Source organism: Bradyrhizobium amphicarpaeae, assembly GCF_002266435.3.
GTDB classification, from domain to species: Bacteria; Pseudomonadota; Alphaproteobacteria; order Rhizobiales; family Xanthobacteraceae; genus Bradyrhizobium; species Bradyrhizobium amphicarpaeae.
In genome coordinates this window covers 2,416,840-2,437,118 of record NZ_CP029426.2, presented here as the reverse complement: position 1 = coordinate 2,437,118, position 20,279 = coordinate 2,416,840, and the positions used below count along the sequence as shown (strand labels likewise).

Sequence of the window (20,279 nt, the reverse complement as noted above, 5' to 3'; positions counted from 1 at the left end):
GCGTCATTCGGCCGGAACGGCGGCCTCGCGCAGCCGGATCGAGTAGTTCGAGGCGTTCTGCTTGCCGCTGGAAGCGTGCCGCGCGAAGGTGATGAGGTGGTGCGCGATCAGGGTGCATCCGATCAGGCCCTCGAGATCGCCGCGCCTGATACGCCCCAGCGCGAACTTCCAGAACACGCGTCTGTAGTCGCCGAGCACGCCGACCTTCCAGAAGATGTTGCGCAGCATGACGAGGCCACGCCGGATGTTGGGCCAGGTCTTCATCTCGTCCGGCACCGGCATCTTCATGCGGTGCACATAGACGCTGTCGCATTGATGCTGGTAGCGCGCATAGACCTTCTCGGGCGCATAGGCGACCGCCATCGCATGCTTCCAGGACGCGACGACATCGTCGTAGGGCAACAGAAAATCGACGTTGGAATCGCGGCCGTCATCGTGGATCAGACGTCCCTCGCGCTCCAGCCGGTCCCATAGCGGCGTCTTCGGCAGCGCCTGGAGCAGGTTGATCGTGAGCAGCGGAATCCGGGACTCCTCGACGAAGCCGAGCAGCGCCTCCGCCGTATTCGCCTTGTCGGTGTCGAGCCCCATGATGATGCCGGACACGACCTCCATGCCGTAGGAGTTGATGGTGCGCACGCCCTCCAGGATCGGGACCATCATGTTGTGGTCCTTCTGCATCGCCTTCAGCGCGTCGGGATCCGGCGTCTCGATGCCGCAGAAGATGGTGATGAAATAGGCTTCGCGCATCTTCTCGAGGATCTCGGGCCGCTTGGCGATGTTGAGCGTCGCCTCGCAGGCGAGCCGCACCACGTAGCCGGTCCGCTTCTGCCATTCGATCAGATGCGGCAACAAATCCATCGCCGCCTTGCGGTTGCCGATGAAATTGTCGTCGACGAAATAGACCGTATCGGTCATGCCGCATTCGCGCAGGCGGTCGAGCTCGGCGATGATCTGCTCCGGCGACTTGATGCGCGGGTTGCGGCCATAGAGGCCGGGGATGTCGCAGAACTCGCACTGATAAGGACAGCCGCTGGAATACTGGATGCTGCCCAGAAAATACTTCTTCACGTCGGCAAGTTCGTAAGCCGGAATCGGAAACTCCGTCATCGGCACGCGATCGCTGGTGGTCAGCACCACCTGGGCCTCGGGACGCGAGGTGTCGTGCGACAGGATCTCGATCAGCTGGTTGGTGGCATCGCCGAGCTCGCCGACATGGAGATAGTCGAACGACGGATAATAGTCGGGACAGGCGCTGACGGACGGACCGCCGAGCGCGACCGGCAGATCGAATTCATGAGCGCGGCGGCAGATGTCGTTCATCTGCTGGCGCTGGATGTGCATGCCGCTGACGAAGACGGCCTCTGCCCATTCGAACTCCTCCTTCGTCGCGCGACGCAGGTTCTCGTCGACGAATTTGACCTGCCACTCTCGAGGCAGATAGGCCGCGAGCAGCAACAGCCCCTGCGGGGGCATGAAGGCACGGACACCGTCGGTCAGGGGATAGGAATGTTCGAACGTCCCAAACGACGAAGTGTAGCTCGGAAACACACAGAGAATCCGCCGGGACGTTCCGTTACTTGCAGCTCGCATCAAAGCTCCCCCGCCACACTCGATCTGGTTGCGGAAATTGCCAGCCAGACACATAGCGTAATGCTGTCGCCGAAATTTCTCAATATTGTGGCGTGACGATAATTCCGGGAGGCGCCGATGGTTTCCTGGAAGTGTGAGGTTTGGCGCCTCAGGCGATCAGCCGCGAGGCAAAATCGGGAAGCAGGCCTGCATCACCGGCAAGACGGAGATCGGCGCCCGTGATGCCCGACCGCACCAGCCAGTCCTCGAATTCCGGCGCACGGCGCAGACCGAAGACGTCACGGACATAGAGCGCGTCGTGAAAGGACGTCGACTGGTAGTTCAGCATGACGTCGTCGGCGCCGGGGACCCCCATGATAAAGGCGACGCCAGCGGCAGCGAGCAGCGTCAGCAGATTGTCCATGTCGTCCTGGTCCGCCTCGGCGTGGTTGGTGTAGCAGATGTCGATTCCGAGCGGCAGGCCGAGCAATTTGCCGCAGAAATGGTCCTCCAGCCCGGCGCGGATGATTTCCTTGCCGTCATAGAGATATTCCGGGCCGATGAAGCCGACCACGCTGTTGACCAGCAGAGGGGCGAAGGCGCGGGCGACTGCGTAGGCACGTGCCTCGCAGGTCTGCTGGTCGACGCCGTGATGAGCGCCCGCCGACAGCGCCGAGCCCTGGCCGGTCTCGAAATACATCACGTTCTGCCCGACGGTGCCGCGCCGCAGCGACAGCCCGGCCTCCTGCGCCTCCTTCAGAAGCGCCAGGTCGATGCCGAAACTGCGGTTGGCGGCCTCGGTACCGGCGACCGACTGGAAGACCAGATCGACCGGCACGCCCTGCCCGATCAGCGACAGCGTGGTGGTGACATGGGTCAGCACGCAGCCTTGCGTCGGGATCTTCAGCCGCGTGATGATCTCGTCGAGCAGCCGCAGCAATTGCGCGATGACGGCCGGATCGTCACTGGCCGGGTTGATGCCGATGCAGGCATCGCCGGCCCCCAGCAGGATGCCATCGAGGATCGAGGCGGTGATGCCCCTGGCATCGTCGAACGGATGGTTGGGCTGCAGCCGCGTGCTCATCCGCCCCTTCAGGCCGATGGTGTTGCGGAAGGCTGTGACGACCTCGCATTTCCGCGCTGCCAGGATCAGATCCTGGTTGCGCATCAGCTTTGACACTGCTGCCGCCATCTCCGGCGTGATGCCGCCCGCCAGCTTGCGCAGAACCTCCGGCGTGGCGGCATCCGAGAGCAGCCAATCGCGGAAGCCCCCGACCGTCAGGGATGACACCGGCGCGAAGGCCTTGGCGTCGTGGCTGTCGATGACGAGGCGGGTGACCTCGTCGGCCTCATAGGGGATCACGGCCTCCTGCAGGAACTGGCCGAGCGGAACGTCGGCGAGCGCCATCCGCGCCGCGATCATCTGCTCGGCGGTGCCGGCGGCGATGCCGGCCAGCCGGTCGCCGGAGCGTGGCGGCGTCGCCTTGGCAAGGAGATCGCGCAGGTCCGGAAAGGTGTGGGTCGTGGCGTCGATGGTATGGCGGTAGACCAAGGGCCTCTCCGGGGTGCGTCGGTCGGTGGCCGAGTCCAAAGCGATCTGAAGGCGATCCCGACCTCAGGAATACGCGCTTGGTGATCCGCATGCACGCCGACCTTTGGGGCACTCCCGCGAATTGACGGGGCGATCTGCCGAAAACCGATCAGACACCGGCAACCGTTTGAAATAGTTGGTCATTCCCGAAAACCGGCGTCTCTTCCCGCGGCTCCCGCGTTAACGCCGCGTCCATCTTCGTTCTGCATAGTTTTGCATTAAATTCGAACGACCCCGCTCACCGGCCGCTTCAGGCCATTCCGGGCCCCTGAACACCATGACATCAAACCGATCTGGGAATGCCGCCAAGCTGGCCGGCCGTTTCACGCTTGCCACCAAGCTTTATGCGATCTTCGCGCTGTTTGCGCTGCTCACGGCCGCGATCGCGATGCTGTCGGACTACAACAGCCGCCGCGGCGCCGACCTGACCAGCGCGATCGAGACGGCGAACGCCGCCGCGCTGAACGTCGAGCGCGTCAACTCGCTGGTCTACGCGGTCGTGATGGAATCGCGCGGCGTCTACATGTCGACCGAGCCCGCCGTGGTGAAGAAATACGGCGACGGCCTGCTCAAGTTCAACGCCCAGATCCTTGATGTCGTGAAACGCTGGGAGACCATCGTCAAGGCTGACGATGCCGAGCAGTTCGCCACCTTCAAGAAGCGCATCGAGCAGTTCGTCGATTTCCGCAAGGAGCTGGTGCGACGCGGCGTCGAGATCAACGCGGCCGCGGGCCGCGAATGGGGCGACAACGACGCCAACCGCGCAGTGCGCTCGGCGCTGAACAAGGACCTCGAGGCGCTGTCCAAGGTCTATGCCGGGCGCGCCAAGCAGATCGCGCACGAGACCGAGACCAATCGCACCCTGTCCTTCGTGCTGACCTGCCTCGGCGGCGTGGCGCTGGCCCTGGTCGTGATCGGCATCGTCATCATCGCCCGCTCGGTCGCCCGGCCGCTCGCCGCGATCACCGCGACCATCAAGCAGGTCGCCGACGGCGCCGAGAGTGTCGTGGTGCCGCACTCCGACCGCGCCGACGAGATCGGCGCGCTCGCCCGCGCGATCCAGGTGTTCCAGGAGGCCATGAGCCGCAACCGCAACCTCGCCTCCGAGGTCTCGCAGGGCTCCGCCGCACGCGAGGAGCGCGCCCGCCACATCGAGCAATCCGTCGAGAAATTTCGCGGGGCGATCGGCGCGATCATGCGCGGCCTCAGCGACAACGCCTCCGTCATGCGCGAGACCGCGCAGACCATCACGCGCGTCACCGCCGATGCGAGCAGCCGCGCCGGCACGGCGGCGAATGCCACCGAGCAGGCCTCGCACAACGTCACGGCGGTGGCTGGCGCGGCCGAGGAGCTGTCGGCCTCGGTGGTGGAGATCGGCCGCCAGGTGCGGCAGAGCGCCGGCGCGGTCGAGCAGACCGGCCTGCGCACCGAGAAGTCGATCTCCGAGATCGAGAGCCTTGCCGCGGCCACGCAGCGCATCGACGGCGTGCTGAATCTGATCCAGGCGATCGCCGAGCAGACCAATCTCCTGGCGCTCAACGCCACCATCGAGGCCGCCCGCGCCGGCGAAGCCGGCCGCGGCTTCGCCGTGGTCGCGCATGAGGTGAAGGCGCTCGCGGGCCAGACCGCCAAGGCGACCGCCGAGATCAGCGAGAACGTCGCGATGATCCAGTCCTCGACCCGCAACGCGGTCGACGCCGTGCGCGAGATCGGCGGCGCGGTGCGCGAGATCAACGAGGTCACCACGGCCATCGCCGGCGCCGTCGGCCAGCAGGACGCCGCCACGCGCGAGATCTCGTCCAACGCGCAAAGCGCAGCGCAAGGCAACGAGACGCTGGTCGCCAACATCACCTCGCTGCGCGACGCCATCGGCGAGACCGATACCGCCGCATCTTCGGTGCTGACGGCGGCGGGGAGCCTGACCGAGACCGCAGACACGCTGTCGCGGGAAGTGGAGAAGTTCTTCCAGAACTTGCGCGCGGGATCGGCGGACGGGCGCATCGCCAAGGCGAGGTGATCGGCGCGCCCAGCGCGACGACAAAGCGGGCGCGAGCCGACCAGCTCGATGTCATTTCCCGTCGAGGAAAGCGCGCACCTTGCTCACGGTCTGCGCCGGCTGCTCTTCCATGATCCAATGTCCGGAGCCGGTGATGATGCCGCCGTCGACCTTGGTGCCGACGTCGCGCAGCACCGCGGCTTGCTGCTCGCCGAAGGACTTCTCGGCGCCGAGCGCGAGGATCGGCATGTTCAACTTGTTGCCCGAGAAAACCTTGTTGTCCTTGGCGTCCTGCCCGAAGGCGGCGAACTGCTCGAACGCGTAATGCATGTTGCCCGGCCGGGCGTAGAGTTTCGCATAATGGTTGCGCGTCGCCTCGTCGATGGCCTTGGGATTGGCCGACAGGTCGTTGTAGAACCGGTCGAGATAGATGCGCTCGCGGCCTTTGACCAGGCGATCGACGTCGGGGCCGCGGAAGTTGAAATGCCACAGCATGGGGCTTTTCAGGATTTCGTCCCATGGCCCGATGCCGGGCAGCGGCGCGTCGATGCCGACCCATTTGGTGATGCGATCGGGATATTGCGCCGCGAGCGCATAGCCCACCATGTTGCCGATGTCGTGCGTCACCAGATCGGCCTTCTGGACGTTGAGCTTGTCCATGACCATGGCGATGTCGACGCCCTGATTCTTCTTGTCGTAGCCGCCTGCGGGTTGCGACGACAACCCCATGCCGCGCAAGTCCGGAACGATCACGGTGTGGTCCTTGTAGAGCGCCTTGGCGAGCGGCGCCCACATGTCGCCGGTGTCGCCGAAGCCGTGCAGCAGCACGACCGCCGGACCTTTGCCGCCGACGCGGACATGCAGGGTGGCACCGTTGACCGAGATGCGCTCGATCCTGAAGTCCGAGGGAAAGGGTTCGACCGCTGCAAGAGCCGGTCGGCCGCCACAGATGATCAGGATCGTCAGGATAGAGCCGAAAATAGCCGCGATGGATCGCGCGCCGGACGTCCGGCTGATCGGGGCGAAACTGCACATTGTTGACCTGCTCGCTTATGTGCCGAGCGCAACAACGTCGGCAGTGCATTCATCAAATAGTGCAATCCATCAAAGCACACCATGCTACCTTATGGCCAGATACGTCCGCGCATTCGGGCCATTCACGAAGCAGCTGTCTGCCTATCCCATCACCCCGCCGCGCTTGATCAGCTCTTTCCCGACCGCCGCCAGATGCACCTGGTCCGGTCCGTCGCCGATGCGGATGAAACGGGCGTAGACATAGGCGCGGGCCAGGAACGTATCCTGCGAGACGCCGGCGGCGCCGTGGATCTGGATGGCGCGGTCGATGACGCGGGCGGCCATGCCGGGCACCACGATCTTGGCCGCGGCGATCAGGTCGCGGGCGGCCTTGTTGCCCTCGCGGTCCATCTTGTCGGCGGCCTGCAGCGTGAGCAACCGTGCCTGCGCGATCTCGCAGAAGGAGTTGGCGATGTCCTCGCGCACCGAGCCCTGCTCGGCAAGCGGCTTGCCGAAGGCCACGCGGGAGACCGCGCGCCGGCACATCAATTCGAGCGCGCGCTGGGCGCAGCCGATCAGCCGCATGCAATGGTGGATGCGGCCGGGCCCGAGCCGGCCTTGCGCGATCTCGAAGCCGCGTCCCTCGCCGAGCAGGATGTTCTCGGCGGGCACGCGGACGTTCTCGTAGACGATCTCGGGATGGCCGGCTGGCGCGTCGTCATAGCCATAGGTGAGCATGTCTCGGATGATGCGGACGCCGGGCGTGTTCCTGGGCACCAGGATCATGGATTGCTGACGGTGGCGGTCGGGATCGTCGGGCGCGGTCTTGCCCATCACGATCAGGATCTCGCAATCCTCGTTCATCGCGCCAGAGGTGAACCATTTGCGGCCGTTGATGACGTAGTCGTCGCCGTCGCGCGTGATCGCGCACTGGATGTTGGTGGCATCGCTGGAAGCAACCTGCGGCTCGGTCATCGAGAAGCCGGAGCGGATCCGCCCCTCCAGCAGCGGCTTCAACCAACGCTCCTGCTGCGCCCTGGTGGCGTAGTTCGCGAGCACTTCCATGTTGCCGACGTCGGGCGCCGAGCAGTTGAAAACCTCGGGCGCCCACAGGATGCGGCCCATGATCTCCTTCACGGGTGCGTATTCGAGATTGGTCAGACCCGGTCCGTGCTCGCCGGAGAGGAACAGATTCCACAGCCCCTGCTCCCGCGCCAACTTCTTCAGGTCCTGCAGCACCGGCGGCGTCTTGTATCGTGCGGCTTCCGGTTTCACCTGCTCATAATAGAGATCCTCGACCGGCTCGACATGGGTCTGCATGAACTGGCGGACGCGCTGCTGGAGCTCCAGCGAACGGGCGGAGTGTTGGAAGTCCATGGCGTTCTCCTGTTCGCTACATTGGAGGTCGTCATGCCCGGGCTTGTCCCGGGCATCCACGTTCTTCGTGCTGCAAGCAAGACGTGGATGGCCGGGTCAAGCCCGGCCATGACGCTGTGAAAGCTCACGTCCCCTTCAACAGCTCGCTCGCGACCACCCAATCGTTGCCGTCGAATTGCAGCATATAGCCGTCCTTGATCGGACGGAAATCCTGCGGCGTGGTGTTGAGCGTGATGCCGGGCATCAGCAGCGACAGCGGCACGTTCTTCAAATTCGCCGCCTGCGCCATGATGTTCTCGCGCGTCAGATTGTCCTTGCACTGCTTGAGCAACACCACCAGCGCCTCGGCGACGGTGTAGCCGTAGAGGCCGGCGACGTTGTTGACGTCGGCATTGGGCAGGCGCTTCTTCATGAAATCGATATAGGCCGACATCGCCGGATCGTCCTTCGGCTGCTCGACGAAGGGTTTTAGCGAGCCGAGCGAGAGCACGCCCTTGCCGGCATCAAGGCCTGCCGGCACCATCACGGTCGCCTTGTTGGCGCAGCCGCTGGCGAGGAAGCGCGTCGGCTGCCAGCCGACCTCGTGCGCTTTCCGGATCGCCTGCGCGCAGGCGCGCGGCGTCACCGAATAGATCATGAATACGTCGGCCTTGGTGTTCGCCAGCGTCAGCACCTGCGAATCGACCGTGGGATCGGCGACCTCGAAGCTCGAAGCCATCGCGATCGCCTTGTCGGCGTCGGCGCCGAGCGCTTCCTTGACCCCGCGCAGATATTCCTTGCCGGCGTCGTCGTTCTGGTAGAGCACGGCGAAGCGCGCATTCGGGTTCTTGGCGCGAGCATAGGCGACGTCGATGGCGGCCTCGCTGGTGTAGTTCGGCGCCCAGGGCAGCGCCATCGACCACGGCATGTTGGCGGGATCGTTCCACTTCGACGCCGAGCTGATCAGGAACAGCTGCGGCACCTTGTTGCCGTTGAGATATTTTGCGATTGCCGAGCTCGGCGCCGTGCCCATTGTCGCGAAGATGAAGGCGACGCCCTCGCCTTCGACCAGGCGCCGCGCCGCCTCCATGGTCTTGGGCGGCGAGAACGCGTCGTCCAGCGAGATCAAATTGAGCTTGCGGCCGTTCACGCCACCCTTCTCGTTGACATCGTCGAAATAGGCCGCAATGACCCTGCCCGTGATGCCGAGCGGCGAGGCCGGCCCGCTATAGGGCATGGTGTTGCCGATTTTGATCTCGGTATCGCTTATTCCAGGGCCGTAGGATTTTTGCGCGGAGACTGGCGTGGACAGGCAGGCGGCAGCGAGCGCTGCGGCCAGGGCCAAGGCGACTTTCATGGTTTCTCCCCGGTGATCATCGTCCGCGCGATGCGGCCGCGCGACGTGCTGCATTTTATCAGCACGTCAGATCAGCGGAGTTCCGCAAGATGGTCTTGCGTCGAGTTGCTGATGGCGTTGCGGCCGCTTAGCGGGAACGCTCTGCCGCTTCGTAAAGATCCAGAACCGCCTGCGCCCATTCGGCCGGGCGCTCCTGCGGCAAATTATGGCCGGCATCGGTGAAGACGCGCCGCTCGAAGGGGCCCTCGAACTTTCGCGCGTGACTGATGGTGCCGGGATTGACGCCGTCGCTGTCGCCATCGATGGCGATGGTCGGGACGCGGATCGGCGGCTGGCCCGCGAGCTTCGCCTCGAGTCCCGCATAGGCGGGATCGCCCTCGACCAGCGCGTAGCGGTGGCGGTAGGAGTGGATCACGACATCGACGAAGTCAGGATTGTCGAACGAAACCGCGCTCCGTTCGAACGTCGCGTCGTCGAACGCCCATTTCGACGACCACATCGTCCAGAGCTGGCGGGCAAAGCCGCGCCGGTTACGCTCCAGCGCGCGGCGGCCGCGCTCATTGTGGAAGAGATATTGATACCAGAGCGCAGCCTCCTCCGGCGGCGAGGCCGGCTCCATGGCGCGGGCGATGTTCTGGATGTTGTAGGAATTGCCGGAGACGAGCCCAACCACTCGCTCCGGATGGAGCGCCGAAACCACGCAGGCCGCGCGGCCGCCCCAATAATAGCCGCCGACGACGGCGCGCTCGATGCCGAGCGCGTCCATGAAGGCCAGCAGATCGGCCCCGAGCGCCGCCTGCTCGCCGGAGCGCGGCGTGTCCGGGAAGCGAAACCGCGTCGGCCCGTAGCCGCGCAGCCAGGGCACCAGAACGCGCGCGCCGGCTCGTGCCATGATCGGCGCGGTCTCCGCATAGGCGTTCACGTCATAGGGAAAGCCGTGCCCCATGATGCAGGGCCAGCCGTCGGGCGCGCCGTATTCGCGATAGGCGATGTCGAGGACGTCGGTGGTGACTGATTGTTGTCGCATGCTGGCACCTCGGCTTCCGAGCATAGACCGGGCGCGGAGGTGATCCAATCCCTGGAGACATCCGTTTCAGAACCACGGAACGGACCAAGGAGCCGACATGGTCTACGTCTCGATGACGGGATTCCGCCCGAGCGGAGTCATGCAGCTTCCGGCGTTCTGGTTCAGGACCGTGCAATCCTTCACTCAGGCGCAGCGCGCACCCGGGAACCTGCTCACTGCCGCCGCAATGCGCGCGGGCGTCTACCACACCATGACGGCGTGGTCGGACCTCGTCAGCATGCGCCGCTTCGTCGCGAGCGGGGCGCATCTGCGGGCCATGAAGAACTTCCGCAAGCTCGGATCCGGCCGGGTGTTCGGCTATGCCTGTGACGAGATCCCCGACTGGGACAGCGTCTATCAGCTTTGGCAATTGCACGGCCGCGAGGTTTGATGGACCGCCCGAGCCTGTGATCCGCGGTCGCGCGGTGGTCGTTCACATACGACGGACCGCGAACGGCAACTCCGAGCAAGTTGCGCTGTTTCAGGTCCAGCCATGCAGTCCAATCCGTGAGCCGTTCGTGGAAAGATCCCACACGCCCAAGACCGTCAGACACCTCGTGCTCGTCCTCGGTGATCAGCTCGATGCCGACAGTGCCGCATTCGATGATTTCGACCCGGCCAGCGACGTCGTACTGCAGATGGAGGTGATGGAGGAAACGTCCTACATCGCCCAGCACAAGAAGCGTATCGCCTATTTCCTTGCCTCGATGCGACATTTCAGGGACGAGCTGATCGCGCGCGGGCGCCGCGTGCATTATGTCGAGATCGACGATCCCGCCAATACCGGACGCTTCGAAACAGAGATTGGCCGAGCCCAGCGTCGGTTCAAGCCGTCGCGAACCATCGCGCTGGAGCCGGGGGACTGGCGCGTGGCCGAGAAGCTGCGCCGCCTGCCCGAGCCGCCCGAGATACGCCCCGACCGTCATTTCCTGTGCTCGCGGGAGGAGTTTGCCAATTTCTGCGAGAAGCACCCGCGCCCGATCCTGGAAACGTTCTACCGCGCCATGCGCCGCAAGACGGGCCTGCTGATGGACCGCGAGAACCAGCCCGTCGGCGGCGCCTGGAACTTCGACGCGGAGAACCGCAAGGCGTTGGGCAGGAACAGCCCGGCGATCCCGACCCGTCCGTCGTGTCCACCGGATGAGATCACGGCGGACGTCCTGCGACTGGTCGCCAAGCGTTTCGCCGACAGTCCCGGCAAGATCGAAGGCTTCGACCTGCCGGTCACGCGCGGCGAAGCGCTGGCACAACTCGACGCCTTCGTGACCGAGCGGCTTCCGCTTTTCGGCACCTATCAGGACGCGATGCGGTCCGGCGAGCCTTTCTTGTTTCATTCCGTCCTGTCCGGACCGTTGAACCTGCATCGACTACAGCCGCGCGAGGTCGTCGAGGCTGCACTACGCAACAAGGGCGCCCCGTTGAACGCGCTGGAGGGGTTTACGCGCCAGATCATCGGGTGGCGGGAATTCGTGCGCGGCATCTATTGGCAGCGCATGCCTCACTATGCAGACGAGAACGCGCTCGATGCCGATCTGCCGATGCCCAGGTTCTACTGGAGCGGCAACACCGACATGCGCTGCCTGGCCGAAGCGATCGGCCACACCATCGACCACGCCTATGCGCATCATATCGAACGGCTGATGGTGCTCGGACTATTCGCCATGCTGCTGGGCGTGAGACCTTACGAGGTGCATCGCTGGCACATGTCGATGTTCTGGGACGCCGTCGACTGGGTCTCGCTGCCGAACACGCTCGGCATGAGCCAGCATGGCGACGGCGGGATTGTCGGCACCAAGCCCTATGCGGCCTCCGGCAACTACATCAACCGCATGAGCGATCATTGCCGGCATTGCCGTTTCGATCCCAGGCAATCCGTCGGCGAGGACGCCTGCCCCTTCACGACGCTGTACTGGAATTTCCTGGACAAGCACCGTCGCCGCTTCGCGTCCAACGTCCGGATGAGAAATCAATACAGCAATCTCGACCGTAAGGACGGCGCAGAGCTGCGTGCGATCCGGCGCCAGGCGGCCGCGATCAGCCAACGCGTGACGTGAGACGATCCGCGCGAGGGGTGTCGTCGGTTGACGTCCGGGCGAAAGCCCCTACTTCTGCGGTCCCGACAGCGAGATGTCGCGCTCGGCGCGGAACACGTTGCTGTAGAGATTGGCGATCCATTGCCGGCCGATCTCGGTCTTGTTGAGATAGCCGATCTCGGTCTGGATGTGCGGTGCGACACTATTCCAGTAGAATTGTGGATAGCGGTTCACGATGTCGGCCGGGGAATCGTAGCCGAGCTGGCGATTGATGCCGACCTCCTCGAACTCGTAATAAAGCGCGTTGGCCTTGCGCAGATAGTTGGGATCGCCGAGCTGGCCGATGAAATCGGCGGCGCGCAGGATCGAGGCTTCGTCGTCATAGTCCTGCCCTTCGCGGGCCGGAAACCGCGTGCCCTCGATGGCGCGGGCAATCCGCTCCGGATCGAGCCCCGGGATATGCCGCAGACGCCGCGTCACATACAGCTTCGAGCGATCGACGTGATACATCATCAGGCTCGCGTCCGATGCACCGCGCGGCAACGACACTTTGGTGTCGGCCGCATCGATCACGAAGCCGTCGGAATCGTCCTCCTCGAACAGTCCGCGCACGTAGCCGATGTCGTGGGCGAGGCAGGCGATCAGGACGTGGACGTAATCCTCGGCCGACAGATGGATATGAAGACTCCGGCCGCGAAGGATGGCCTGGGCCGCCAGCGTCACCAGCATCGTGTGCTCGATATTATGGTAGAGGGCATCGCTGTTACCGATGCATTCCATCGCGGTGCGGGTCGCACTCGCGACGATGCTGGCAGAAGCCTCATCGTACCGGCGACGCATGAAATTTCCGAGGAATTCCTCGAGAGATTCAGCCGCCAGTCTCGGCAACGTCATCATGGATTCAGCCCCGTTCGTCGGTGATGTCCCATGGTTTCTCCCGACGTCTCATTCCTGTCCTCGACGCAACGGGAAGCATAGCCCATCTTGGCCGGCCGACCAAATTTCGCAGCAAAAATTCGTAAATTTGTCGCAATCCCGCTACGCAACATGCCGGTTGCAGTCACAGATCGTCACACCTGCGAGGAGATCTCACGGCAAGGGCCCCCTGGCCCGGCCGGTTCACGGGGCGGACAGGATGTCGGCGCCGTCCGCCGAGCGCGACAGACTTCTGGCCAGATAGAACAACTCGACCAGCTTGCCGCGTTTGCCCGCCAGCGAGAAGATGTATTCGGGCGTCTCCGCCTCGATTTCCGCGATCGCCACCTTGGCGATGCGGTCGATCCGGCTCGAGCCGTGCTCCCAGACGAAGCCGACACCGAGCCGATTGGCAACCGCCTCCAGCATTCCCTCGCGCGTGTTCACGACGATTGCCGGAGTAGCGCGCAGATTGACGGCGCGAAACGCCCTGTCCACGACGCGCTGGGTCGCGGAATCCCGGGTCCGAAACACCAGCGGATATTGCATCAGACTGAGGGCGGACACGCGGGATTCCCGGCTGAGGTCGTGAAAGGGATGGCAGATCGCGACGACGCGCTGCTGCACGCAGGCCTCGCGACGGAAGCGATTGTCCTGCGGCACCTCCGGCAGCACGGCAACATCGACGCGCTGGTCGACCACCGCCGCCATGATCGCCGACCAGCTCCCGATCTCGATGTTGATCTGGATCTTCGGATACAGATTGCGGAACGCCGCGATCAGGGCCATGCCCGGCATGGCGTTGCCGAGCCCGATGCGGATCTCGCCCCCCGTCAGCTCGTCGCGCTGCGCCAGGATGGCCATCGCATCCGCCTCGATCGCCTGCATGCGGCTCGTTGCAGCATAGAGCCTCCTGCACAACGGCGTCGCGATCAGGCTCTGTCCGTGCCGATCGAACAGGGCAACGGCGAACTCGGCTTCCAGGTCTCGCACGGATTGGGCAATTGTGGGCTGCGACACGCCCAGTTTCCTGGCCGCGGCGGCAAAGCTGCCGGTGTCGAACACCGCATTGACCGCCCGGACACGCGACGACGTCAACGCCACGACAACGACTCCACGACCGATATCTCGGCCTCAGCGGCCGGCAAAAGCAAAACCTGGGATCAGCATAGGCAATGCCATTGACCGTTATGTGAATGTCAGATGCCGCCCCTACTCCTCGTGCGCCGCAACAGGCAGCAGGGGACCAGCGCGAATGGCGCAAATCGAGCTTTCCGCAATCCGCAAATCCTTCGACGGGACCGACGTCCTCAAGGGCATCGATTTCCTGATCGAGGACGGCGAGTTCATCTCGCTGGTCGGTCCTTCCGGCTGCGGCAAGTCGACCCTGCTCCGCATCATCGCCGGGCTCGAGCCGCAGAATTCCGGGCAGATCCACATCGACGGCCGCCCCGTGGACAGCATTCGCCCGAGCGCGCGCAATCTGGCGATGGTATTCCAATCCTATGCGCTCTATCCGCATTTGAGCACCTTCGACAATATTGCGGTGCCGTTGCGGATGCGGCGCCTCTCCGCCATCGAACGGCTGCCGCTGCTTGGCCCGCTGCTGCCGGGCCGGCGCGCCAAGGAACGGGGCATCCGCGCCGACATCGAGACCATCGCCGAGCAGCTCGACATCGCGCCGTTGCTGCGGCGCAAGCCCGGGCAATTGTCCGGCGGACAGCGGCAACGCGTTGCGGTCGGACGCGCCATGGTGCGCGAGCCCCTCGCCTTCCTGTTCGACGAGCCGCTCTCCAATCTCGACGCAAAACTGCGCGTCCACATGCGCGCCGAGCTCGCCGAGCTGCATCGCCGCCTCAAGGCGACGTTCGTTTACGTCACGCACGACCAGGCCGAGGCGATGACCATGTCGAGCCGGATCGCCGTCATGATGGGCGGAGAACTGATCCAGGCCGGCACGCCCGCGGAGATCTACAACGACCCCGGCGACATCCGTGTCGCCGAATTCATCGGCAGCCCCAAGATCAACATCCTGCCCGGCCGGATCAGGAAGGACGGCGGCATCGACGTGCTGGGGACCGCCCTGCGGCTTGCGTGCGGCGCAACCGCGGGCGAATGCCGCGTCGGCGTGCGCCCGGAGCGGATCGACCTCGGCACGGGGCCGTTCTCCGGAAGCGTCGTCCATCTCGAAAACCTCGGCGCGGAGGCCTTCGTCCACCTCGCGATCGAAGGCACCGGATTGCGGCTGATTGCGCGCCTCGCCGACGTCAGGCACCTGCCGGCGATGGGCAGTCCCGCAGCCTTCGGCTTCGCGCCAGACGCCGTGCGCGCTTTCGATCCGGCCGGAAAGCGGATGTCGCTGAGGGTGGAGCAGTCCGAGCGCATCCGGGAGCCCGCCCATGTCTGACGGCTCGATGACCATCGACGCGGCTGTCGTCCCCGCCCGCACGGCAAGGCGCACCCAGCCGGCTCATGGCAGCCGGCGCACATACGCAGCTTACGCCCTGGTGACGCCGGCCGCGGCGCTCATGCTGGTCATGCTGCTCGGCCCGCTCGCCGGCGTGATCGCCCTCTCCTTCACCGATTATCAACTCGGTGCGCCGCATTTCTCCTGGATCGGGCTCGCCAACTACCAGGACCTGTTCGCCGACAAGGTGTTCTGGACCGCGCTGCGCAACACGCTGACCTACGTCGTGATCGTAGTGCCCGGCGCCGTGGTTGCCGGCCTTGCGATCGCGCTGCTGATCCAGAGCGGCACCAGCCTGCGCAGCCTCTACCGGACGATCTATTTCCTGCCTGTCATGGCGACCCTGATCGCCATGGCGGTGGTGTGGGAGTTCATGCTGCACCCGCAATTCGGCCTGGTGAACGGACTGTTGCGCAATGCGGGCCTGCCGGCCTTCGCCTGGCTGCAGGACCGCAGCACCGCCCTCTATGCGCTGTGCGCGATCGGCATCTGGCAGGCAGTCGGCTTCAACATGGTGCTGTTCCTCGCCGGCCTCGTCTCCATTCCCAAGCAACTTTACGAAGCAGCCGAAATCGACGGTGCCTCGAGCGGCTGGGCTCGCTTCCGCCTCGTGACCTGGCCGATGCTCGGGCCGGTGACGACCTTCGTCGTCGTCATCTCCGGCATCCGCTCCTTCCAGGTATTCGACACGGTGCACGTGCTCACCAAGGGCGGCCCGTCGAAATCCACCGAGGTGCTGATCCACACCATGTACACGGAAGGCTTCGAGTTCTTCCGTTCCGGCTACGCCGCGGCGATCACGGTCGTCTTCCTGGTCTTCGTTCTCGCTCTCACGCTGATCAAGTCGAGGCTCGCCGATCGCGGCGTGCATTACACATGAGCAACGCGCATTCGATCCCGTTCCGGGCCATCCTTCGCCATTTGCTCTTGATCGTGGGTGCCTCGATCATGCTCGCGCCCTTCATCTGGATGATCTCGACCGCATCCAAGCCGCAGACCGAGGTCTTCTCCAGCGAGTTGCACCTGATCCCGCACCAGTTCGCACTGTGGGACAATTTGCGCGAGGCGTTCGCCAAGGCCAATCTGCTGCGCTTCCTGCTCAATGGCGTCATCGTCACGGTCTCGATCTTCGTGCTGCAGGTGATGGTGGCGTTGCCGGCGGCCTACGCGCTCGCGAAACTTCGCTTCCTCGGCCGCGAGACGCTGTTTGCGCTGGTGCTGTTCGGGATCCTGATCCCGCCGCAGGCGACCGCAATCCCGGTCTTCCTGCTGCTGCACGAAGTCGGCCTGCTCGACAGCTATGCCGCGCTCGTCCTGCCTTTCACGATCTCGGTGTTCGGCATCTTCCTGATGCGCCAGTTCTTCAAGACCGTGCCGGACGATCTGGTCGATGCCGCGCGCATGGACGGCATCTCCGAATTCGGCATCGTCTGGCGGGTGATGCTGCCGGCAGCGATCCCGGCCGTCACCGCCTTCGGCATCTTCTCCGTGGTCGCGCATTGGAACGACTATTTCTGGCCGCTGATCGTGCTCAACAGCGAGCAACTGCGTACGCCGCCGCTGGCGGTCGCCCATTTCCGCAACAACGAGGCCGGCACCAGCTACGGCCCGTTGATGGCTGCGGCGATGGTGATCATCGCGCCGCTCGTGATCGCTTTCCTCTTTGCCCAGCGCCGCTTCATCGAGGGCATCACCCTCACCGGGATCAAGTAACCGAAACCACCTCAACCAGGAGTCTATCCATGCTGAAGTCCATCATCGCCGCGGCGGCTCTTTCGCTCGCGGCCGGCTCTGCGCTCGCGCAGACCAAGACCGAGATCGTGATGCAGTATCCCTACCCGGAGCTGTTCACCGAGACCCACAAGCGCATCGCCGAGGAGTTCGCCAAGGTGCACCCGGAGATCAAGGTCACCATGCGCGCGCCTTACGAATCCTACGAGGACGCTACCCAGAAAGTGCTGCGCGAGGCCGTCACCAATCAGATGCCCGACGTGTCCTTCCAGGGCCTGAACCGCATCCGCGTCCTGGTCGACAAGAACATCCCGGCCGAACTCGGCGGCTATATCGCCGCCGAAAAGGATTTCGACAAGCAGGGCTTCCATCAGGCGATGTATGACATCGGTACCGCCGGCGGCAAAGTCTACGCCCTTCCGTTCGCGATCTCCCTGCCGATCGTCTACGTGAATCTCGACCTCGTGAAGCAGGCCGGCGGCGACGTGGACAATCTGCCGAAGAGCTGGGACGAGCTGATCGCGCTCGCCAAAAAGATCAAGGCCATCGGCAACGACACCAACGGCGTCACCTATGCCTGGGACATCACCGGCAACTGGCTGTGGCAAGCCCCGGTCTTCGCGCGCGGCGGCACCATGCTCAATACCGACGAGACCAAGGTCGCCTTCGACGGACCGGAAGGCAAGTTCGCCATCAACATGATCGCGCGGCTCGTCAACGAGGGCGGCATGCCCAATCTCGACCAACCGTCGATGCGCGCGGCGTTCGCGGCCGGCAAGACCGGCTTCCACATCACCTCGACCTCGGACCTCAACAAGGTCACGCAGATGACCGGCGGCAAGTTCGCGTTGAAGACGATCCCGTTCCCGGACGTGGCCTCCCCGAACGGCAGGCTGCCGGCCGGCGGCAACGTCGTGCTGATCCTCGCCAAGGACAAGGCCAAGCGCGACGCCGCCTGGGAAGCGGTGAAGTTCTGGACCGGCGCCAAGGGCGCCGCGATCATGGCGGAGACCACCGGCTACATGCCGCCCAACAAGGTCGCCAACGACGTCTATCTGAAGGACTTCTACGTCAAGAACCCCAACAACTACACCGCGGTCGGCCAGCTCCCGCTGCTCACCAAATGGTACGCCTTCCCCGGCGACAACGGCCTGAAGATCACCGACGTGATCAAGGATCACCTGAACTCGATCGTCTCCGGCGCCCGCGCCAAGGAGCCCGAGGCGGTCCTCGCCGACATGACCGCGGATGTGCAGAAGCTGCTGCCGAAGACCACCGGCACAGCACGCTGAGCATCACGACATCCGCCAACCACGGGGCGCCGCCGGCGCCCCGTGTCGCACGAACTGGAAGGAACGATGAAGCTGCTTCACTTGAGCGACATTCACCTGACGGCACCCGGCTCGACCATCGGCGGACGCGATCCGCGCGCCAATTTCGAGCGGGCGCTGGCTCATGCCCTGAAGGATCACCACGACGCCGAGTTGATGGTGATCACCGGTGATCTCTCTGATTGGGGCGATGCCGCCGACTATCACTGGCTCAAGCAGCGCCTCGACGAATATCCCCTGCCGGTCCGGCTCTGCATCGGCAACCATGATCGACGTGCCGCCTTCCTGAGCGTCTTCCCCGATCTCTCCGACGACAACGGCTTCGTCCAGGGCGTCCACGACACCGCCGCCGGCCGCTGCCTGTTCCTCGACACCGCCCATCCGGAAACACACGCCGGCCGCTATTGCGACGATCGCCTCGGCTGGCTCGACGCACGGCTTGCCGAGCATGACGGGCCGTTCCTGCTGTTCATGCACCACAACCCGATGCCGGTGCATCTGGCCCCGCTCGACCAGATCCGCCTGCTCGACGACGCACCGTTCCGGCGTCTCGTCGGCCGCAACCGGTCGAAAATCCGTCACGTCTTCTTCGGGCATTGTCACCTGCCTCTGGCCGGATCGGTTGCAGGCGTTCCCGTCTCCTCGCTGCGCGGCACCAACCATGCGAGCTATCCCCTGTTCTCCGAGACCAGGCTGCTGAGCGCGTCGGACCTGCCGCAATCCTATGGCGTCGTGTTTTTCGGCGAAGACTATGTGACCGTGCACATGGTGGAATACGGCTACGACGGTCCGATCCGGATCGAAGGTTCGCCCGACTATCAGGCCTGGGATCGCGAGACCATGGTGCGGTGACCCCGAGCAACTCAAGGACGCGTCCGCAGCTGGCGGTCATGCTGACGCTCAGTCAGCGGATGTGCCGTAGCGGCTGAGCACCGGATCGATCTCAAGTTCGCTGGCCAGGAAATCGATCATTGCTCGTACCTTGAGCGGGACGAAGCGGCGTGACGGGTACACGGCATTGAGCGGCAGAGGCTTTGGCTCGTATGACCTGAGCAGAACCTGCACCTTTTTGTGCTCCACTTCATTCGAGAACGCGAATGCCGGGATGACGGCGATGCCGAGACCGGCAAGCACGCCTTCACGCACGGCTTCCGAATTATCGACGCGATAGCGGCCCGAAACAGCCACCACCAATGGCCCATCCTTGCTCTCAAAGTGCCATCGATTGCCCGTGGCGAGGCGGGTATAGACGATGCACTGATGGCGTGCGAGGTCGGTAGGCGCGCGTGGTGTGCCGTGCGCCTTGAGATAGGCCGGTGAAGCTACCGTCAGCCGGCGCACCATGCCGATCTTGCGCGCAACCAGGCTCTGATCGGCGATCTCGCCAACGCGCAACGCGAGATCGATGCCCTGCTCGACGAGATCGACGAAGCTATCGCTCATCGTCACGTCGATCGACAGATCCGGATAGCGCGCGAGGAACCCGGCGAGGCGTGGCACGATATGTCGACGGCCGAGCACCACCGGCACGGCGAGACGCAACGTCCCGGTGGGTTTTACCCGGCGCCGGCCGACTGCGTTCTCTGCCTCGCCGACGGCCTCCAAAGCCCGCAGCGCATGCTCATAGAATGCGCGACCGTCATCGGTCAGCGTCAAAGCACGTGTCGTTCGGGTGAGAAGGCGCGAACCAAGATGCTCTTCGAGCGCTGCGATCTGCCGGCTGATCGTCGGCTGCGTCGAGTTCTGTTCGGTTGCGACCGCGGTGAAGCTGCCGGCTTCGACCACGCGGACGAACGTCTTCATGGGGCCTAGCAGATCCATTATTCATACGCCTTTCGTATGAATGATATGAA

At 64.4% G+C, this 20,279-nt stretch carries 17 protein-coding genes; 8 read left to right on the top strand and 9 right to left on the bottom strand.

What is annotated here, in order from left to right:
• Positions 1-3: 3 nt before the first annotated feature.
• Positions 4-1,590, bottom strand: coding sequence for a B12-binding domain-containing radical SAM protein (locus CIT40_RS11240; RefSeq protein ID WP_162307443.1), 1,587 nt, complete (start codon positions 1,588-1,590; stop codon positions 4-6).
• 148 nt (positions 1,591-1,738) lie between these two features.
• A complete protein-coding gene (locus tag CIT40_RS11235) occupies positions 1,739-3,121 on the bottom strand; it encodes an ethanolamine ammonia-lyase subunit EutB (protein WP_094890590.1) in 1,383 nt (460 codons plus the stop codon).
• A 316-nt stretch (positions 3,122-3,437) separates the two neighbouring features.
• On the opposite strand from CIT40_RS11235, the gene CIT40_RS11230 reads away from it, so the two are divergent.
• On the top strand, positions 3,438-5,177 hold the full coding sequence (locus CIT40_RS11230; RefSeq protein WP_094890592.1) for a methyl-accepting chemotaxis protein: 1,740 nt from the start codon (positions 3,438-3,440) through the stop codon (positions 5,175-5,177).
• 51 nt (positions 5,178-5,228) lie between these two features.
• Here the strand turns inward: CIT40_RS11230 and CIT40_RS11225 are convergent, their stop codons facing one another.
• From CIT40_RS11225 to CIT40_RS11210, 4 genes are all read right to left on the bottom strand, one after another.
• Entirely contained in the window at positions 5,229-6,191 is a 963-nt protein-coding gene (locus CIT40_RS11225) for an alpha/beta fold hydrolase (RefSeq protein ID WP_094890593.1), read from the bottom strand.
• 141 nt (positions 6,192-6,332) lie between these two features.
• The gene (locus tag CIT40_RS11220) at positions 6,333-7,547 is read right to left on the bottom strand and encodes an acyl-CoA dehydrogenase family protein (protein WP_094890595.1); all 1,215 of its coding nucleotides are present in this window, start codon (positions 7,545-7,547) and stop codon (positions 6,333-6,335) included.
• Between the two features lie 124 nt (positions 7,548-7,671).
• Complete coding sequence (locus CIT40_RS11215) at positions 7,672-8,883, bottom strand: ABC transporter substrate-binding protein (protein ID WP_094890654.1); 1,212 nt, start codon at positions 8,881-8,883, stop codon at positions 7,672-7,674.
• A gap of 127 nt (positions 8,884-9,010) precedes the next feature.
• Positions 9,011-9,910, bottom strand: a complete 900-nt coding sequence (locus CIT40_RS11210; RefSeq protein WP_094890656.1) for an alpha/beta fold hydrolase — start codon at positions 9,908-9,910, stop codon at positions 9,011-9,013.
• A gap of 97 nt (positions 9,911-10,007) precedes the next feature.
• Here CIT40_RS11210 and CIT40_RS11205 point away from each other — a divergent pair, with 97 nt between their 5' ends.
• Positions 10,008-10,340: a hypothetical protein gene (locus tag CIT40_RS11205; protein WP_094890597.1), complete on the top strand. Its 333-nt coding sequence runs from the start codon at positions 10,008-10,010 to the stop codon at positions 10,338-10,340.
• A gap of 127 nt (positions 10,341-10,467) precedes the next feature.
• Positions 10,468-12,003 carry a cryptochrome/photolyase family protein gene (locus tag CIT40_RS11200; RefSeq protein WP_244611951.1) on the top strand — a complete coding sequence of 512 codons (1,536 nt, stop codon included), beginning with the start codon at positions 10,468-10,470 and terminating at the stop codon, positions 12,001-12,003.
• Positions 12,004-12,051: 48 nt separating this feature from the next.
• Here the strand turns inward: CIT40_RS11200 and CIT40_RS11195 are convergent, their stop codons facing one another.
• Both CIT40_RS11195 and CIT40_RS11190 read right to left on the bottom strand, forming a co-directional pair.
• The gene (locus tag CIT40_RS11195) at positions 12,052-12,879 is read right to left on the bottom strand and encodes an HD domain-containing protein (RefSeq protein ID WP_094890598.1); all 828 of its coding nucleotides are present in this window, start codon (positions 12,877-12,879) and stop codon (positions 12,052-12,054) included.
• 222 nt (positions 12,880-13,101) lie between these two features.
• Complete coding sequence (locus CIT40_RS11190; RefSeq protein WP_094890599.1) at positions 13,102-14,001, bottom strand: LysR family transcriptional regulator; 900 nt, start codon at positions 13,999-14,001, stop codon at positions 13,102-13,104.
• Between the two features lie 151 nt (positions 14,002-14,152).
• On the opposite strand from CIT40_RS11190, the gene CIT40_RS11185 reads away from it, so the two are divergent.
• The 5 genes from CIT40_RS11185 (at position 14,153) to CIT40_RS11165 (ending at position 19,278) form a co-directional block, all read left to right on the top strand.
• Positions 14,153-15,304 (top strand): ABC transporter ATP-binding protein, encoded by a 1,152-nt coding sequence (locus CIT40_RS11185; RefSeq protein ID WP_094890601.1) that lies wholly within the window; start codon positions 14,153-14,155, stop codon positions 15,302-15,304.
• Positions 15,297-16,244: a carbohydrate ABC transporter permease gene (locus tag CIT40_RS11180; RefSeq protein WP_094890602.1), complete on the top strand. Its 948-nt coding sequence runs from the start codon at positions 15,297-15,299 to the stop codon at positions 16,242-16,244. Before CIT40_RS11185 ends, CIT40_RS11180 begins: the two co-directional genes overlap by 8 nt.
• Complete coding sequence (locus tag CIT40_RS11175) at positions 16,241-17,077, top strand: carbohydrate ABC transporter permease (protein ID WP_094890604.1); 837 nt, start codon at positions 16,241-16,243, stop codon at positions 17,075-17,077. Before CIT40_RS11180 ends, CIT40_RS11175 begins: the two co-directional genes overlap by 4 nt.
• Before the next feature lie 29 nt (positions 17,078-17,106).
• Complete coding sequence (locus tag CIT40_RS11170; protein ID WP_094890606.1) at positions 17,107-18,387, top strand: ABC transporter substrate-binding protein; 1,281 nt, start codon at positions 17,107-17,109, stop codon at positions 18,385-18,387.
• A gap of 66 nt (positions 18,388-18,453) precedes the next feature.
• Positions 18,454-19,278 carry a phosphodiesterase gene (locus CIT40_RS11165; RefSeq protein ID WP_094890660.1) on the top strand — a complete coding sequence of 275 codons (825 nt, stop codon included), beginning with the start codon at positions 18,454-18,456 and terminating at the stop codon, positions 19,276-19,278.
• A gap of 48 nt (positions 19,279-19,326) precedes the next feature.
• On the opposite strand, the gene CIT40_RS11160 is transcribed toward CIT40_RS11165, so the two are convergent.
• On the bottom strand, positions 19,327-20,229 hold the full coding sequence (locus tag CIT40_RS11160; RefSeq protein WP_244611950.1) for a LysR substrate-binding domain-containing protein: 903 nt from the start codon (positions 20,227-20,229) through the stop codon (positions 19,327-19,329).
• Positions 20,230-20,279 lie beyond the last annotated feature (50 nt).

Coding starts and splice junctions, on each gene's coding strand:
- CIT40_RS11230 (WP_094890592.1), top strand. CDS start 3,438: ATGACATCAAACCGATCTGGGAATGCCGCCAAGCTGGCCGGCCGTTTC.
- CIT40_RS11185 (WP_094890601.1), top strand. CDS start 14,153: ATGGCGCAAATCGAGCTTTCCGCAATCCGCAAATCCTTCGACGGGACC.
- CIT40_RS11195 (WP_094890598.1), bottom strand. CDS start 12,879: ATGATGACGTTGCCGAGACTGGCGGCTGAATCTCTCGAGGAATTCCTC.
- CIT40_RS11165 (WP_094890660.1), top strand. CDS start 18,454: ATGAAGCTGCTTCACTTGAGCGACATTCACCTGACGGCACCCGGCTCG.
- CIT40_RS11205 (WP_094890597.1), top strand. CDS start 10,008: ATGGTCTACGTCTCGATGACGGGATTCCGCCCGAGCGGAGTCATGCAG.
- CIT40_RS11220 (WP_094890595.1), bottom strand. CDS start 7,547: ATGGACTTCCAACACTCCGCCCGTTCGCTGGAGCTCCAGCAGCGCGTC.
- CIT40_RS11225 (WP_094890593.1), bottom strand. CDS start 6,191: ATGTGCAGTTTCGCCCCGATCAGCCGGACGTCCGGCGCGCGATCCATC.
- CIT40_RS11175 (WP_094890604.1), top strand. CDS start 16,241: ATGAGCAACGCGCATTCGATCCCGTTCCGGGCCATCCTTCGCCATTTG.
- CIT40_RS11170 (WP_094890606.1), top strand. CDS start 17,107: ATGCTGAAGTCCATCATCGCCGCGGCGGCTCTTTCGCTCGCGGCCGGC.
- CIT40_RS11180 (WP_094890602.1), top strand. CDS start 15,297: ATGTCTGACGGCTCGATGACCATCGACGCGGCTGTCGTCCCCGCCCGC.
- CIT40_RS11215 (WP_094890654.1), bottom strand. CDS start 8,883: ATGAAAGTCGCCTTGGCCCTGGCCGCAGCGCTCGCTGCCGCCTGCCTG.
- CIT40_RS11160 (WP_244611950.1), bottom strand. CDS start 20,229: ATGAAGACGTTCGTCCGCGTGGTCGAAGCCGGCAGCTTCACCGCGGTC.
- CIT40_RS11240 (WP_162307443.1), bottom strand. CDS start 1,590: ATGCGAGCTGCAAGTAACGGAACGTCCCGGCGGATTCTCTGTGTGTTT.
- CIT40_RS11210 (WP_094890656.1), bottom strand. CDS start 9,910: ATGCGACAACAATCAGTCACCACCGACGTCCTCGACATCGCCTATCGC.